Raw genomic sequence first — 13,319 nt, 5'->3', positions numbered from 1 at the left:
GGGGCGCACGGGGTCTCCCGCAGCTCTGCACCCGGAGGCACGGGGGCTGCCTGAGCCCCGCCCCATGCGTCAATCTGTCATGCAACGGCGAATTCAGCCTTGCGGCTTCGCCAATCCCTTCAGCCGGTAGAGCTCTTCCAACGCCTCGCGGGGCGACAGGCTGTCCGGGTCGACTTCGGCCAGGGCGTCACGCAGGGCCGTATCGGCCGGCCGCTCCGGCGGCTCGCTCCGGCGCACGACCGCCGAGAACAGCGGCAGGTCGTCGACGAAGGCACTGCGCTTCTCGCCCTGCTCGCCGCGCTCGAGCTGGATCAGCACCTGCCGTGCCCGCTCCACCGCCTGCGTCGGCAGCCCGGCGAGCTTGGCCACCTGGATGCCGTAGGAGCGGTCGGCAACGCCGGGCTTCACCTCGTGCAGGAAGATGACCTCCCCTTCCCACTCCTTCACCCGCATGGTGGCATTCTTCATCCGGCCAAGCCGGGCCGCGAGAGCCGTCATCTCGTGGAAATGGGTGGCGAAGAGCGCCCGGCAGCGATTGACCTCGTGCAGGTGCTCGACGGCGGCAAATGCGATGGACAGGCCGTCATAGGTGGCCGTGCCACGGCCGATCTCGTCGAGGATGACCAGCGCCCGCTCGCCGGACTGGTTGAGGATCGCCGCCGTCTCGACCATCTCGACCATGAAGGTCGAGCGTCCTTCGGCGAGATCGTCGGAAGCCCCCACCCGGCTGAACAGCCGGTCGACGATCCCGATATGGGCCCGGGTCGCCGGCACGTAGGAACCGATCTGGGCAAGAACGGCCACGAGGGCGTTCTGGCGCAGGAAGGTCGACTTGCCGCCCATGTTCGGCCCGGTCAGCAGCCAGATCGCGCCGGCGTCGGCATCGTCGGGCGGCGACAGATCGCAGTCATTGGCGACGAACGGGTCGCCGCTTCCCGCCTTCAGCGCAGCCTCGACCACCGGATGCCGGCCGCATTCGACGTGAAACGCCAGGCTGTCGTCGACGAGCGGCGCGGTCCAGTCTTCGGCCACCGCAAGCTCCGCGAGAGCCGCGGAGACGTCGAGCACCGCCAGCGCCTCGGCGCCGCGCTGGATCGCCTCGGCGCAGCCGACGACGGTGTCGGCGAGGCGGTCGAAGGTCGCCAGTTCGATGCGCAGCGCCTCGGAGGCCGCGCCCGCGATCCGGCTTTCGAGCTCCGACAGCTCGGTCGTCGTGAAGCGCATGGCGGAGGCCATGGTCTGGCGGTGGATGAAGCGGGCGACGCCCTCGCCTTCGGTGAGTGCCTTCGCCTGTCCGTCGCTGACCTCGACGAAATAGCCGAGTACGTTGTTGTGCTTGATCCGCAGATTGCGAACCCCGGTCTCGACGGCGTAGCGCCCCTGCAGTTCGGCGATCACCCGGCGGGAATTCTCGCGCAGGGCGCGGGCCTCGTCGAGTTCGGCGATGGCGCCCTCGCGCACGAAGCCACCGTCACGCTTGAGCAGCGGCATGTCGTCGGCCAGCGTCTCGGCCAGCGGTTCCAGGCACTGGCGCGGCAAGGCCGAAAGCGCAGCGATCGCGCGGGCGAGTTCGGCCGGCAGATCGCCGTCGAGGCTGGCGGCGATCGCCAGCCCCGCCTCGAGTCCGTCGCGGATCGCGGCGAGATCGCGGGGACCGCCGCGACCCAGCGACAGCCGCGACAGCGCCCGTTCGGTGTCCGGCAGTCCGCCTAAAGTCGCGCGCAGCCGCTGGCGGGCTGTCATATCGGCGATGAAATGCGCCACCGACGCCTGACGCTCGCGGATCGCCGCCGGATCGGTCAGCGGCCCAGCCAGGCGCCCAGCGAGAAGTCGCCCTCCGGCGCCGGTCACCGTCCGGTCGATGGTGGCGAGAAGACTGCCCTGCCGCTTGCCGGAAATGGTGCGGGTGAGTTCCAGCGAGGCGCGGGTCGCCGGATCGATCTGCATGAGCGAGCCGGGCGCGATGCGCTCGGGCCGCTGCAGGGCGGGGCGCGCAGCCAGCTGGGTCTTGCCGAGATAGGCGATCAGTGCCGCCCCGGCGGCGAGCTCGACCCGCGAGAAACCGCCGAAGCCTTCCAGCGTCGCCACGCCGAAGAAGCGGCACAGCCGCTCCTCGGCGGTGGCTCCGTCGAACAGCGCCTGGGGCTCGGGCCGGGCCGTGCGGCCGAAGCGGCGCAGCAGCGGCTGCAAGGTTTCGTCGTGGAACACCGGATCGGCTACCACCAGTTCGCTCGGCTCGATCGCGGCAATGTCGGTCGCCAGCCGCGCCATATCGGTCTCGGCCAGGCGAAAACTGCCGGTGGAGAGATCCGTCCAGGCCAGGGCGAAGGTCGCGCCAGGTCCCGAGCCGCCGAGCCGCGCCAGTGCCATCAGGTAATTGGGCCGACCGGGCTCCAGCAGGGTCTCCTCGGTGATGGTGCCGGGGGTGACCAGCCGCACGACATCGCGCCGGACGACGGACTTGGCGCCGCGCTTGCGGGCCTCGGCCGGGTCCTCGACCTGTTCGCAGACGGCGACTCGGTGGCCGAGGGCGATCAGCTTGTGGAGATAGTCGTCGGCCGAGACCACCGGCACACCGGCCATCGGAATGTCGTCGCCCAGATGCTTGCCGCGCTTGGTCAGCGTGATGCCGAGAGCGCGCGACGCCTCGACGGCGTCGTCGAAGAACAGCTCGTAGAAATCCCCCATCCGGTAGAACAGGAGACAGTCGGGATTGGCCGACTTGATCTCGATGTACTGCGCCATCATCGGCGTCGGAGGCGGGGTCGCCGCGGCGTCCGTTTGCGCTGTCATCGCTTCGATCGTTCTCTTGCGTCCTTGTCGTCCGGTCGGTGGCAGAGGGGCCGTGTGGGGCGTGGGAACACGTCCCGGGCCGGCCGCCAAGCTTCCCTTGGCATAGCTTTGCGGGTATCGCGATGGAAGAGGAGACACCAACAATCCCAAAGGGAGGGGCACCAGCATGCTTGATAAACCGGGCCAGCGTCCGCCATCCGTGACCGACCAGGAAGCCTTAGACTTCCACTCGCAAGGCCGTCCCGGCAAGCTCGAGATCAACCCGACCAAGCCGATGGCGACCCAGCGCGACCTGTCGCTGGCCTATTCGCCCGGCGTCGCGGTTCCGGTCCGCAAGATCGCCGAGGACCCGGAAACGGCCTTCGACTACACGGCCCGCGGCAACATGGTCGCCGTCATCTCCAACGGCACGGCGATTCTCGGCCTCGGCAATCTCGGCGCACTGGCCTCCAAGCCGGTGATGGAAGGCAAGGCCGTGCTGTTCAAGCGCTTCGCCGACGTCGATTCCATCGATTTGGAGGTGGACACGGAGAATGTCGAGGAGTTCATCAATTGCGTGCGGCTTTTGGGGCCGTCCTTCGGCGGGATCAATCTGGAAGACATCCGGGCGCCCGACTGCTTCGTCATCGAGGAGCGGCTGCGCGAGCTCATGGACATTCCGGTGTTCCATGACGACCAGCACGGCACCGCGATCATCGCCGCCGCCGGCCTGATCAACGCCCTGCACCTGACCGGGCGCGACCTGACCTCGACCCGGCTGGTGGTCAACGGCGCCGGCTCGGCGGCGATCGCCTGCGTCGACCTTTTGAAGGCGATGGGCTTTGCCGCCCGCAACATCATCGTCTGCGACACCAAGGGCGTCATCCATCGCGGCCGCGAGAGCGGCATGAACCAGTGGAAATCGGCACACGCCGTGGACACCGACCTGCGCACCCTCGCCGAGGCGATGGACGGGGCCGACGTGGTCTTCGGCCTGTCGGCCAAGGGCGCGCTGACACCGGCGATGGTCGCCTCAATGGCCAAGAACCCGGTGATCTTCGCCATGGCCAATCCCGATCCGGAGATCACCCCGGAGGAGGTCGCCGAGATCCGCTCCGACGCGATCATGGCGACGGGCCGGTCGGACTATCCCAACCAGGTCAACAACGTTCTCGGCTTTCCCTACATCTTCCGCGGCGCGCTGGACGTGCGGGCCACCACCATCAACGAGGAGATGAAGGTCGCGGCGGCCGAAGCGCTCGCGGCGCTCGCCCGCGAGGACGTGCCGGATGACGTGGTGGCGGCCTATCGCGGCCAGCGCCCGCAATTCGGGCCGCGCTACATCATCCCGGTGCCGTTCGATCCGCGGCTGATCTCGGCGATCCCCCAGGCCGTGGCGAAGGCCGCCATGGACACCGGCGTCGCCCGCCGCGCGATCGGCGATTTCGAGGCCTATGACAAGGAGCTGCGCTCGCGCCGCGACCCGATCGTCTCGACCCTGCAGCGCATCTATGACGGCGTGCGCCGGGACCCCAAGCGCGTCGTCTTCGCCGAGGGCGAGGAGCCGCAGGTGATGCGGGCCGCCCTTGCCTATGTGAACCAGAATCTGGGCACCGCCATCCTGCTCGGCCGCGAGGCCGAGATGCGCGAGACCGCCCGCGAGGCCGGCATCGACCTGGAGCGGCCGGGGCTGGAGATCATCAATGCGCGGCTGTCCAACCGGGTGGAAGCCTATACCGACCTTCTCTACAGCCGGCTGCAGCGCAAGGGCTATCTGCATCGCGACTGCGTGCGGATGATGCGCAACGACCGCAACCATTTCGCCAGCGCCATGGTCGCCACCGGCGATGCCGACGCGATGGTCTCGGGCGTGACGCGCAACTACCAGACGGTGCTCGCGGACGTGACCCGCGTCCTCGATGTCGAGCCGGGCCATTGCATGATCGGCGTCTCCATCGCCCTGTGCCGTGGGCGCACCGTGCTGGTCGCCGACACGGCGGTGCATGACATGCCGAATGCCGAGGAACTGGCCGACATCGCGGTGGAGGCCGCGGCCATGGCTCGCAAGATGGGCTACGAGCCGCGGGTGGCGATGCTGGCCTATTCGACCTTCGGCAATCCGCCGGGAGACCGGGCGCAGAAGGTGCAGGACGCGGTGCGCATCCTCGACAGCCGCAATGTCGATTTCGAGTATGACGGCGAAATGAACGCCGACGTGGCGCTCAACGCCGAGCTCATGGAGCAGTACCCGTTCTGCCGCCTGTCCGGCCCGGCCAACGTCCTGGTCATGCCGGCCTTCCACTCGGCCTCGATCGCCACGAAGATGCTGCAGGAGCTCGGCGGCTCCAAGGTGATCGGACCGCTGCTGGTCGGGCTCGAGCGGCCGGTGCAGATCGTCTCGCTCGGTGCCCGCGATTCCGACATCGTCAACATGGCGGCCATCGCCGCCTATGACGCGATCGGCTGATCGCCGCGACGGGCCGGGGGGCGAACCGGATGCGCCCCCGGCACCAATGCGTTCACCGCTTGGCGCGTTGTAGCGCCGACCGGTTCGGGCCATTTGCGGATTGTCAGCCTGCGTTCATCGAAGGCATGCTAGTTCGGGCATCTTGCAGGCGGAGACCACTCGGCCGAAGATGTCACCGTCGGCTGACGGGGAACGGATCGGCGCCTGCGGGCGCTGCCGCTCCGTGACAATGCCGTTCACCTGCCGATCGTAGCCGGCAGGCCATCGCCTGAGGAAGTCGAGTCATGCCGAAAACCATGCAGATCGCAGTCGCAGCTCTCCTGGCGATGACGCTGGGCGCCGCCGCGCAGGGCAGCGACGAAAAGGTCAATGTGCTGCAATACGCGCTGTCGCATCCGTCGGACAACGCCCAGATGCAGCGCCCCCCGGCGCTCGGCGATTCGGTGCCGGCAAGCGTCAACCTGCAGCAGGCCAACGGCAATACGAGCTTTGCCTATTTCTACTATGCCGGCCAGCCGGTCATCGTCGACCTGAAGACGCGCAGCATCGTGCGGATCGGCGAGTAGCAGCGCCCCCGCCGAAACGCGGCGGGGAGACACAAGGGCCCGGTCGCGGTTCAGGCGGCGAAGCGGCCCGCATCGGCGCCGTAATGGCCAATATAGCGCGGATTGATCCGTTCGCGCGGCAGCACGACGAGAACGTCGGTGGTGCCGAACTGGTGGTCGACCACCGCCCCTTCCCCGATATAGCCGCCGAGGCGGAGATAGCCCTTCAGGAGCGGCGGCATCTGCGCCAGCGCCGATCGCATGTCGGCGATCTCGCCGATATCCGGAAAGAACGTGCCGCGATGGGCATGGGCGCGCACGGCCCACTCGGCCGGAGCCGGGGCATTCTGCTTCAGGAACGCCAGCGGCAGCGCTAGCGCCTCGGTGTCGGTGCCGGCCAGCGAGGCGCAGCCGAACAACACGTCGATGTCGTGGGCGAGGACATAGCTCCAGATCCCCTGCCAGAGCAGTTCGACCGTGCGCTTGCCGCGATAGTCCTTGAGGACGCAGGAGCGTCCGAGTTCGAGAAAGCGCTTGCCGGAATGGCGGGCGATCATCGGCGCGATGTCGAATTCCTGCGCCGTGTAGAAACCACCGGCGAGTTCCGCCATCTCCGCCCGCATCAGGCGGTAGGTGCCGACGATCCGGTTGGTCGTGGAGCCGCCGCGCTTGTGATCGATCACCAGGAGATGGTCGCAATAGCGATCGAAGCCGTCGCTGTCGCGGCGCGTCATCTTCTGGAATTTCGACGGCTGGGCGCTCATCTCCTCGTAGAAAACGCGATAGCGCAGCTGCTGGGCCGCCTTGACCTCGGCCGAGCTGCGCGCGAGCCGCACCTCGAGCTCGCCGATGCGGCCGAGGATCGGGGTCGCGGGGTCGAAGCTGATCGGCACCCGGCGCATCTTGGCGGGTACGAAGCGAAGGGCGACATTGCCGAAATCGAACGCCGCAGGACGCGGGGTCACGGCGGATACATGTCGGGTCCCGTCCACGGTCATCGCAACTCTCCCTCGATCCCCATGCCATCCACGCGGTACAAAGCTTCGGCGACGTTTTGATGACCGGCGCCCTCGCCCGTCACCTCTTTCGCGCCTGGAGAAGACACCCGAAGGCACCCTCCCGGGACAAACCGCGCGGGTTTTGACCACCCGTCGCCTCTGCCGTCGGACCGTCCAACGGCGCGGCGATCCGCGAAAATGGCGTCGCCGCGGCCCCTTATCAACTCATGTCGACGACGACACGCCCGCGGATCTGGCCGTCGACGATCTTTGCGGCGGCATCCACGATACCATCAAAGTCGATGTCGGTCGCGATCGCTCGCAGTTTGGCCGGATCGAGATCCTCGGCCAGCCGCTTCCAGGCCTGCATCCGCCGCGGTTTCGGCGCCATGACGGAATCGATGCCAAGCAGCGAAACCCCACGCAGGATGAAGGGCGCCACCGATGCCGGCAGATCCATTCCCTGGGCGAGGCCGCAACAGGTGACAACACCGCCGTAACGGGTCGCCGCCAGGACGTTGGCGAGGGTGTGGCTGCCGACCGCATCGACGCCGCCAGCCCAGCGCTCCTTGGCAAGCGGCTTGCCCGGCTCCGACAGTTCGGCGCGGTCGATGATCTCGCTCGCGCCCAGATCACGCAACCAGCCGGCTTCCGCGGGGCGACCGGTCGAGGCGATGACGGTCCAGCCGAGCTTCGACAGCAGCGCGACCGCGACCGAGCCGACACCCCCGGAGGCGCCGGTGACGACCACCGGCCCCGCCTCGGGGCGCGGGCCCGCATCCTCCAGCGCCATCACCGACAGCATGGCGGTGTAGCCGGCGGTGCCGATGGCCATGGCGTCCTTGGCCGAGAAGTTCTCCGGCAGCGGCACCAGCCAGTCGCCGTTCAGCCGTGCGCGCCCGGCAAAGGCGCCGTCATGGGTTTCGCCGACACCCCAGCCGTTGAGGACGACCTTGTCGCCCTCCTTCCAGTCGGCATGGGTGGAGCGCAGCACGGTCCCGGCGAGGTCGATCCCGGGGATCAGGGGCCAGCGGCGGACCACCGGGCCCCGGCCGGTGATTGCCAGCCCGTCCTTGTAGTTGACCGTCGTGGCCTCGACCGCGACGTCCACGTCGCCGTCCATCAGCTCGTCCATCGACATCTCGACGATATCGACCGACTGCTTCTTTGCCTCGTCCCGCGATACGCGGATCGCCCGGAATGTCTCGCTCATCCTGCGCTCTTTCCGTTCCCTGTGATCGCCCGCCTTGCCTTATCTGACAAAGGGCGCACGTCGGGGTTGTCAATCGGCGGCGCCATCCGTCCCGGCCTTCGCCCGATCGCGGCGCGGCTGCAGCACGAACTCGTCGAAGAGGATCACCATCGCCCCGACGGTGATGCAGGCATCGGCCAGGTTGAAGATGGCGAAGGCCCAAACCGGCGTGTGGAAATAGACGTAGTCGACCACATAGCCGAGCAGGACGCGGTCGATGAGATTGCCGATCGCGCCGCCGACGATGATGGCGAGGCCGAAATGGGTCAGCCGCCGGTCCGCCGGAGTCTTGATCCAGAGGATCATCACCACGACCAGAACCACGCCGGCCAGAGCGGCGAGCCCGACATCGCCCACCCCGGAGAACATCGAGAAGGCGATGCCGTCGTTGCGGGCGTGGTAGATCGCCAGGAAGGGCAGCAGCTCGATCGCCTCGCCGAGGGCCATATTGGCGACCACGAGCGCCTTGATCATCTGGTCCGCCATGACGGCCAGCACGACGATCAGGATGTTGAACAGAACGAGATTGCGGCTCACAGGGTCAGCGCTCCACGCCGTGCCTCGAACAGCATCACGCCCGTCGCGACCGCCAGATTGAGGCTGTCGGCGCGGCCGGACTGGGGAATGCGCACCAGCACGTCGCAGCTGCGCGCGAGCGACGGCGTCAGGCCGGCCTGCTCGTTGCCCATCAGCAGGATCGTCGGCTGGGCGCCGTATTCGGGTTTGCGGTAGTCGACGGCGCCCTCCATGTGGGTGCCGGCGACGAGGCCGGAAAAGCCCTTGCGCCATTCCAGGAACTCGGCCTCGCTCGCCCTGGCCAGCGGCACGGCGAAGATCGAGCCCATGGTCGCCCGCACGGTTTCCAGCGAGAACGGATCGACCGTCTCGCCGATCAGGACGACGCCCGACGCACCCGCGGCATCGGCGGTTCTGAGGACCGTGCCGAGATTGCCCGGATCGCGGACGCGGTCGAGCGCGACGATGACATTGCGGCCCGACACGTCGAGCTTGGCCAGCGGCGTCAGCCGGCGACGGAACACGCCGACGGCATTCTGCGGGTTGTCGCGCCGGGTGATCGCCTCCAGCACCTTGGCGTTGGCTTCGAGGACGTCGCCGCCCAGCGATACGGTCCGCGCGGCGGTCTTCTCCAGGAATTCGTGCCCGGCGGCGGCACGGGCGATGACCAGCGTCTGGATCTCCCAGCCCGCGTCGAGCGCGTCGCCGACGAGCTTCAGCCCTTCGGCGAGGAACAGGCCGGTCTCGTCGCGATGGCGCTTCTGGGCCAGCGCTCGGATGTCCTTGACGATGGGGTTGGAGACGCTGGACACCTCCTTGACCCGGCCGGGGGCGCGGGTCGGGGCAAAATGCCGGCCGGCACCGGTCTCGGGCGGGCGCGAGCGGTCAGACATCGGGGGCACTCCAGCGGGAAAACAGGGATGTGGACAGGACCCGCGGCTCGGCGCCGTCCTCGCGAATGACGAGTTCGCCGGATGCGAGGTCGCCGCCGAGACCGCGCATGGTCTCCCCCATCAACGCCGACAGGGAATAGAACGAGGCGCGGATGGAATAAGCGGTGAGGATCACGAAGAGCGGCTTGTCGGACAGCAGCGCCCGGGTCAGCGACAACAGATACGGCAGATCCTCGAAGAGCTGCCAGACCTCGCCCTTGGGACCGCGGCCGAATTTCGGCGGATCGAGCAGGATCGCGTCGTACTGGCTGCCGCGCTTGATCTCGCGCTCGGCATAGCGGACGGCGTCCTCGCAGATCCAGCGGACCGGCTTGTCGCCGAGCCCGGCCATCTCCTGGTTCTCGCGCGCCCAGCCGATCGCCTTCTTGGAGGCGTCGACATGGGTCACATCGGCTCCGGCCCGGGCCGCCACCAGCGAGGCGACGCCGGTATAACCGAACATGTTGAGCAGCCGGACGGGGGTCTGGCGCGCGCGATTGGCCTTGCGGATCGCGTCCTCGGCGAAGGACCAGTGGGCCGCCTGCTCGGGAAACACGCCGACATGGCGGAACGAGGTGAAGCGACCCTGATAGGACAGCCCGTCATAGGTCAGCGGCCATGTCTCGCCGAGCGGCTCCTTGGGGAAACGCCAGCGGCCGGTGCCTTCCTCGTCCGTGTCGCCGGTGAACTCGGCGTCGGCATCCTGCCAGCGGGCCGGGTCGCGCGGCTCCCAGATCGCCTGGTTCTCCGGACGGCGCACCAGCAGCGGCCCGTAGCGCTCAAGCTTCTCGCCGCGCCCCGAATCCAGCAGCGCATAGTCCGGCGTCGCCGCCACCGTCAGGATCAGCGGGCCGGATTCCGGCGGCCGTTCGCCCGTCGGTGCCGGCAGGTCCAGCCGGGTCACCGCAGGCGGCTCGACGCGCGGGGCCTTCGTCTCGGCTGTCTGACCGGCGGGCGATGGCGCGCGCGTGCGCTGCCGTCCGGCGCCGGTGTCCTTGACCTGCGCGGAGCCCGATTTTGCCGCGGCCTTGCGGCCCATCCGCCGTGCTCGCGCCAAGACGAGCCTCCCTGCCTGTTTGTGTAAACGCGCTCCTTAGCGGTTCCGCCCCATCTTGGCAAAGCGATGCAAAACGTGGTCGTTAAGGACGGCATCAAGCTGACGGGGCCTTCGCACGCCCCACCCACCAGGGAGGAACTGTCGATGGATCTCAAGGGCGAATACCGGCTCCCGGCCCGGCGCGAAGCGGTGTGGGCGGCGCTGAACGACACCGACGTTCTGCGCGACTGCATTCCCGGCTGCCAGAGCCTGGAGATGACCGGCGAGAACGAAATGGCCGCGACGGTGGTGACCAAGATCGGCCCGGTGAAGGCGAAGTTCGAGGGTCAAGTCCGGCTGGAGAACATCGAGGCCCCGCAAAGCTATTCGATCGTCGGCGAAGGCAAGGGCGGGATCGCCGGCTTCGCCAAGGGGGGCGCCGACGTACATCTTGCCGAAGACGGCGACGAGACGATCCTGACCTACGACGTCAAGGCGCAGGTGGGCGGCAAGATCGCCCAGCTCGGTGGCCGGCTGATCGATTCCACCGCCAAGAAGCTGGCCGGGCAGTTCTTCGACTGCTTCGCCGAGAAGGTGTCAGGTGGCGCCAGTTCCGCGGAAGGCACGACCGAGGCCGTCTGAGGGCGGACCGGGCCCGTCTTCGCACGGGACAATGGCGAGGCTGATCTCGATCGGCCTCGCAAGCGCTGGCGGTCGCCGCCCGATCAGGCGGCGCGGGAGGTGACCAGCGAGGTCGACGTGCCGGAGGCCTTGGCGCGCTCTTCCTGAAGATGACGCAGCTTGGCCTCGTTCTCGCTCGCCTCGCGGCGCAGCCGCTCGACCTCGTATTTCCGCTTCCAAGATTTGCGCCGGTAATGGGACTGGGTCAGCCAGGTGCCGATGCCGCCGAGCACCACGCCGAGGATCACCGCGCCCAGAAGCAGGATGAAGAGCGGCGCCGAGAAGGCGAGCTGCGGCAGCGTGCCGATGGGGTCGAGCGAGACCGGGACAGCCTGCCGGTTGGCCACGCAGAAGACGATCAGCACGATCGCGATCGGCACGAGAATGATGAAGGACAGGATTTTCGAGATCATCAGACGTCGCCCCAGATGCTGTTTTGTCGTGCGCCCGGATCGAACGGAATCGCTGTCCCGTCCGACGCAGGCCATTGCCAGTGACTGAAGATGGGCCACCGCCGGTTCGCGTCAATCACCGGGAGGCTCGGCCCATGCCGACAGGGGCCCTGCTCGGCCAGTCGCAGCAGCGAGACACGGATCGCCCCGGCCTGACCTCCAACGGTTTCGGCCCGGCGGATCGCCCTCGCCCCCACGAGGCTCCGCCGGCCGAACGCCGCATCAGTCGGCGTTGAGGCGCTCGCGCAGTTCCTTGCCGGCCTTGAAGAACGGCACCCATTTCTCTTCGACGGCGACCGCCTCGCCGGTGCGCGGATTGCGGCCCGAGCGCGGCGGGCGATGCTTGACCGAGAAGGCGCCGAAGCCGCGCAGCTCGACCCGGTTGGATTCGCACAGCGCGCCGGTGATCTCGTCGAAGATCGCGTTGACGATCGTTTCCACGTCGCGCTGGTAGAGATGTGGATTACGCGTGGCGATGGCCTGCACGAGTTCCGACTTGATCAAGCGACTGCTCCCCCTGAGCACGGTTTGAGATGCCCGTCTCCGCTCGACCCCAATCGGAACGGTGGGCAGTGCGCGACAATCCAGTTGTTTCCGCCACTTAACGCAGCGAGGACGCACCGCCCAAAGGCTGCCAGAGCGACACGAGACCGTCAAGGTGACCGGCCTTGCGAAGCACGGCGGTGGTCAGCGAGCCCGACCGGGGATCGAGGCCGAAAACGCCGTAGATCGCCGCCCGGGCACCGGCGAACATCGAGAAGTCGAAACCGTCATCCTTGGGCTCGCGGTCGACGATCACCAGATCCTTGGCAATGCCGCGATCCTCTTCGAACCAGCGGCGCACCTCGTTCTCGCCGCCCAGCGCGTCGACCAGCCGGTTCTTCAGGCCCTGCTGGCCGCTGAAGATCGAACCGTCGGCAAGGGCCTTCGCCTCCGCCATGCTCATGTCGCGACGTTCGGCGACCAGCGCGACGAACCACTCATAGGTGTCCATCACCAGCCGATTGATCATCTCCTTGGCCGCCTCCGGGGCAGGTGCGAAGGGCGACGGCTCCGCCTTCAGTGGCGCCGACTTGATGGCGTTGACCTCGACCCCGACCGTCTCGAGCAGCTGCGAGGCATCGACATACTGGAAGATGACGCCGATCGAGCCGACGATGGAGGTGCGACGGGCCACGATGTGATCGGCACCCGACGCGATCATATAGCCCGCCGAGGCCGCCAGCGTGCCGACTTCGGCCGCCACGGGCTTCACCTCGGCAATGGCCCGCACCGCCTCGTAGATGGATTCGCCGCCGACCGTCGTGCCGCCCGGGGAATCGATGCGCAGGACCACCGCCTTCACGGCGTCCTCGTCCTTCAGCCGATCGAGAAGGTCGAGCAGCTTCTGGTCCTCGAGGATCATTCCCTCGATCGAGACGCGGGCAATCTGGTCCTTGGAAGTCGCCATGCGGTCGGCCGACAGGGCGTAGGCGCCCACAGCGATGGCAATGGCGACGATCACGATGGCGGCGACGCGCCAGAAACTGAGCTTGCGGCGCAGCCGGCGACGGTCGATCAGATCCTCGATCGCGGACATGGTGCTCTCCGTGCGAGCGGACGCCCAGTCGCCCGCGCCGCGAGGGTTACAGCATCACTTGTGAAGATGGAATCGGTTTTCCGGGCGCA

The 13,319-nt window shown here is 67.9% G+C and carries 12 protein-coding genes; 3 read left to right on the top strand and 9 right to left on the bottom strand.

Going from position 1 to position 13,319, the window contains the following annotated elements; translation table 11 throughout:
• Positions 1-93: 93 nt before the first annotated feature.
• Entirely contained in the window at positions 94-2,793 is a 2,700-nt protein-coding gene (gene mutS / locus N7I30_RS13280; protein ID WP_498639432.1) for a DNA mismatch repair protein MutS, read from the bottom strand.
• Positions 2,794-2,959: 166 nt separating this feature from the next.
• On the opposite strand from mutS, the gene N7I30_RS13275 reads away from it, so the two are divergent.
• Together N7I30_RS13275 and N7I30_RS13270 are read left to right on the top strand one after the other, a co-directional pair.
• Complete coding sequence (locus N7I30_RS13275; protein WP_024349492.1) at positions 2,960-5,239, top strand: NADP-dependent malic enzyme; 2,280 nt, start codon at positions 2,960-2,962, stop codon at positions 5,237-5,239.
• 284 nt (positions 5,240-5,523) lie between these two features.
• Entirely contained in the window at positions 5,524-5,805 is a 282-nt protein-coding gene (locus N7I30_RS13270) for a hypothetical protein (RefSeq protein ID WP_040325981.1), read from the top strand.
• Positions 5,806-5,855: 50 nt separating this feature from the next.
• On the opposite strand, the gene olsB is transcribed toward N7I30_RS13270, so the two are convergent.
• The 5 genes from olsB to N7I30_RS13245 all read right to left on the bottom strand — a co-directional run bounded on the left by olsB (position 5,856) and on the right by N7I30_RS13245 (position 10,521).
• Positions 5,856-6,782, bottom strand: a complete 927-nt coding sequence (olsB, locus tag N7I30_RS13265; RefSeq protein ID WP_498639429.1) for a l-ornithine N(alpha)-acyltransferase — start codon at positions 6,780-6,782, stop codon at positions 5,856-5,858.
• A 220-nt stretch (positions 6,783-7,002) separates the two neighbouring features.
• Complete coding sequence (gene acuI / locus N7I30_RS13260; RefSeq protein ID WP_498639426.1) at positions 7,003-7,995, bottom strand: acrylyl-CoA reductase (NADPH); 993 nt, start codon at positions 7,993-7,995, stop codon at positions 7,003-7,005.
• A 69-nt stretch (positions 7,996-8,064) separates the two neighbouring features.
• Positions 8,065-8,571, bottom strand: a complete 507-nt coding sequence (lspA, locus tag N7I30_RS13255; RefSeq protein WP_024349488.1) for a signal peptidase II — start codon at positions 8,569-8,571, stop codon at positions 8,065-8,067.
• Complete coding sequence (locus N7I30_RS13250; RefSeq protein ID WP_491373437.1) at positions 8,568-9,443, bottom strand: TrmH family RNA methyltransferase; 876 nt, start codon at positions 9,441-9,443, stop codon at positions 8,568-8,570. Before N7I30_RS13250 ends, lspA begins: the two co-directional genes overlap by 4 nt.
• Positions 9,436-10,521 (bottom strand): RsmD family RNA methyltransferase, encoded by a 1,086-nt coding sequence (locus N7I30_RS13245; protein ID WP_498639529.1) that lies wholly within the window; start codon positions 10,519-10,521, stop codon positions 9,436-9,438. The genes N7I30_RS13250 and N7I30_RS13245 overlap by 8 nt, the downstream gene beginning before the upstream one ends.
• A gap of 162 nt (positions 10,522-10,683) precedes the next feature.
• On the opposite strand from N7I30_RS13245, the gene N7I30_RS13240 reads away from it, so the two are divergent.
• Entirely contained in the window at positions 10,684-11,160 is a 477-nt protein-coding gene (locus N7I30_RS13240; RefSeq protein WP_009211061.1) for an SRPBCC family protein, read from the top strand.
• Between the two features lie 83 nt (positions 11,161-11,243).
• Here N7I30_RS13240 and N7I30_RS13235 read toward each other — a convergent pair whose 3' ends face one another.
• The 3 genes from N7I30_RS13235 to sppA form a co-directional block, all read right to left on the bottom strand.
• Positions 11,244-11,612, bottom strand: a complete 369-nt coding sequence (locus tag N7I30_RS13235; RefSeq protein ID WP_050767583.1) for a lipopolysaccharide assembly protein LapA domain-containing protein — start codon at positions 11,610-11,612, stop codon at positions 11,244-11,246.
• Positions 11,613-11,873: 261 nt separating this feature from the next.
• Positions 11,874-12,155 (bottom strand): integration host factor subunit beta, encoded by a 282-nt coding sequence (locus N7I30_RS13230; RefSeq protein ID WP_009211062.1) that lies wholly within the window; start codon positions 12,153-12,155, stop codon positions 11,874-11,876.
• A gap of 97 nt (positions 12,156-12,252) precedes the next feature.
• A complete protein-coding gene (gene sppA, locus N7I30_RS13225) occupies positions 12,253-13,230 on the bottom strand; it encodes a signal peptide peptidase SppA (RefSeq protein WP_498639422.1) in 978 nt (325 codons plus the stop codon).
• Between the last annotated feature and the right edge of the window lie 89 nt (positions 13,231-13,319).

Source organism: Aurantimonas litoralis (genome assembly GCF_026153195.1).
Classification (GTDB): domain Bacteria; phylum Pseudomonadota; class Alphaproteobacteria; order Rhizobiales; family Rhizobiaceae; genus Aurantimonas; species Aurantimonas coralicida.
This window is presented reverse-complemented; position numbering and strand designations above follow the sequence as displayed.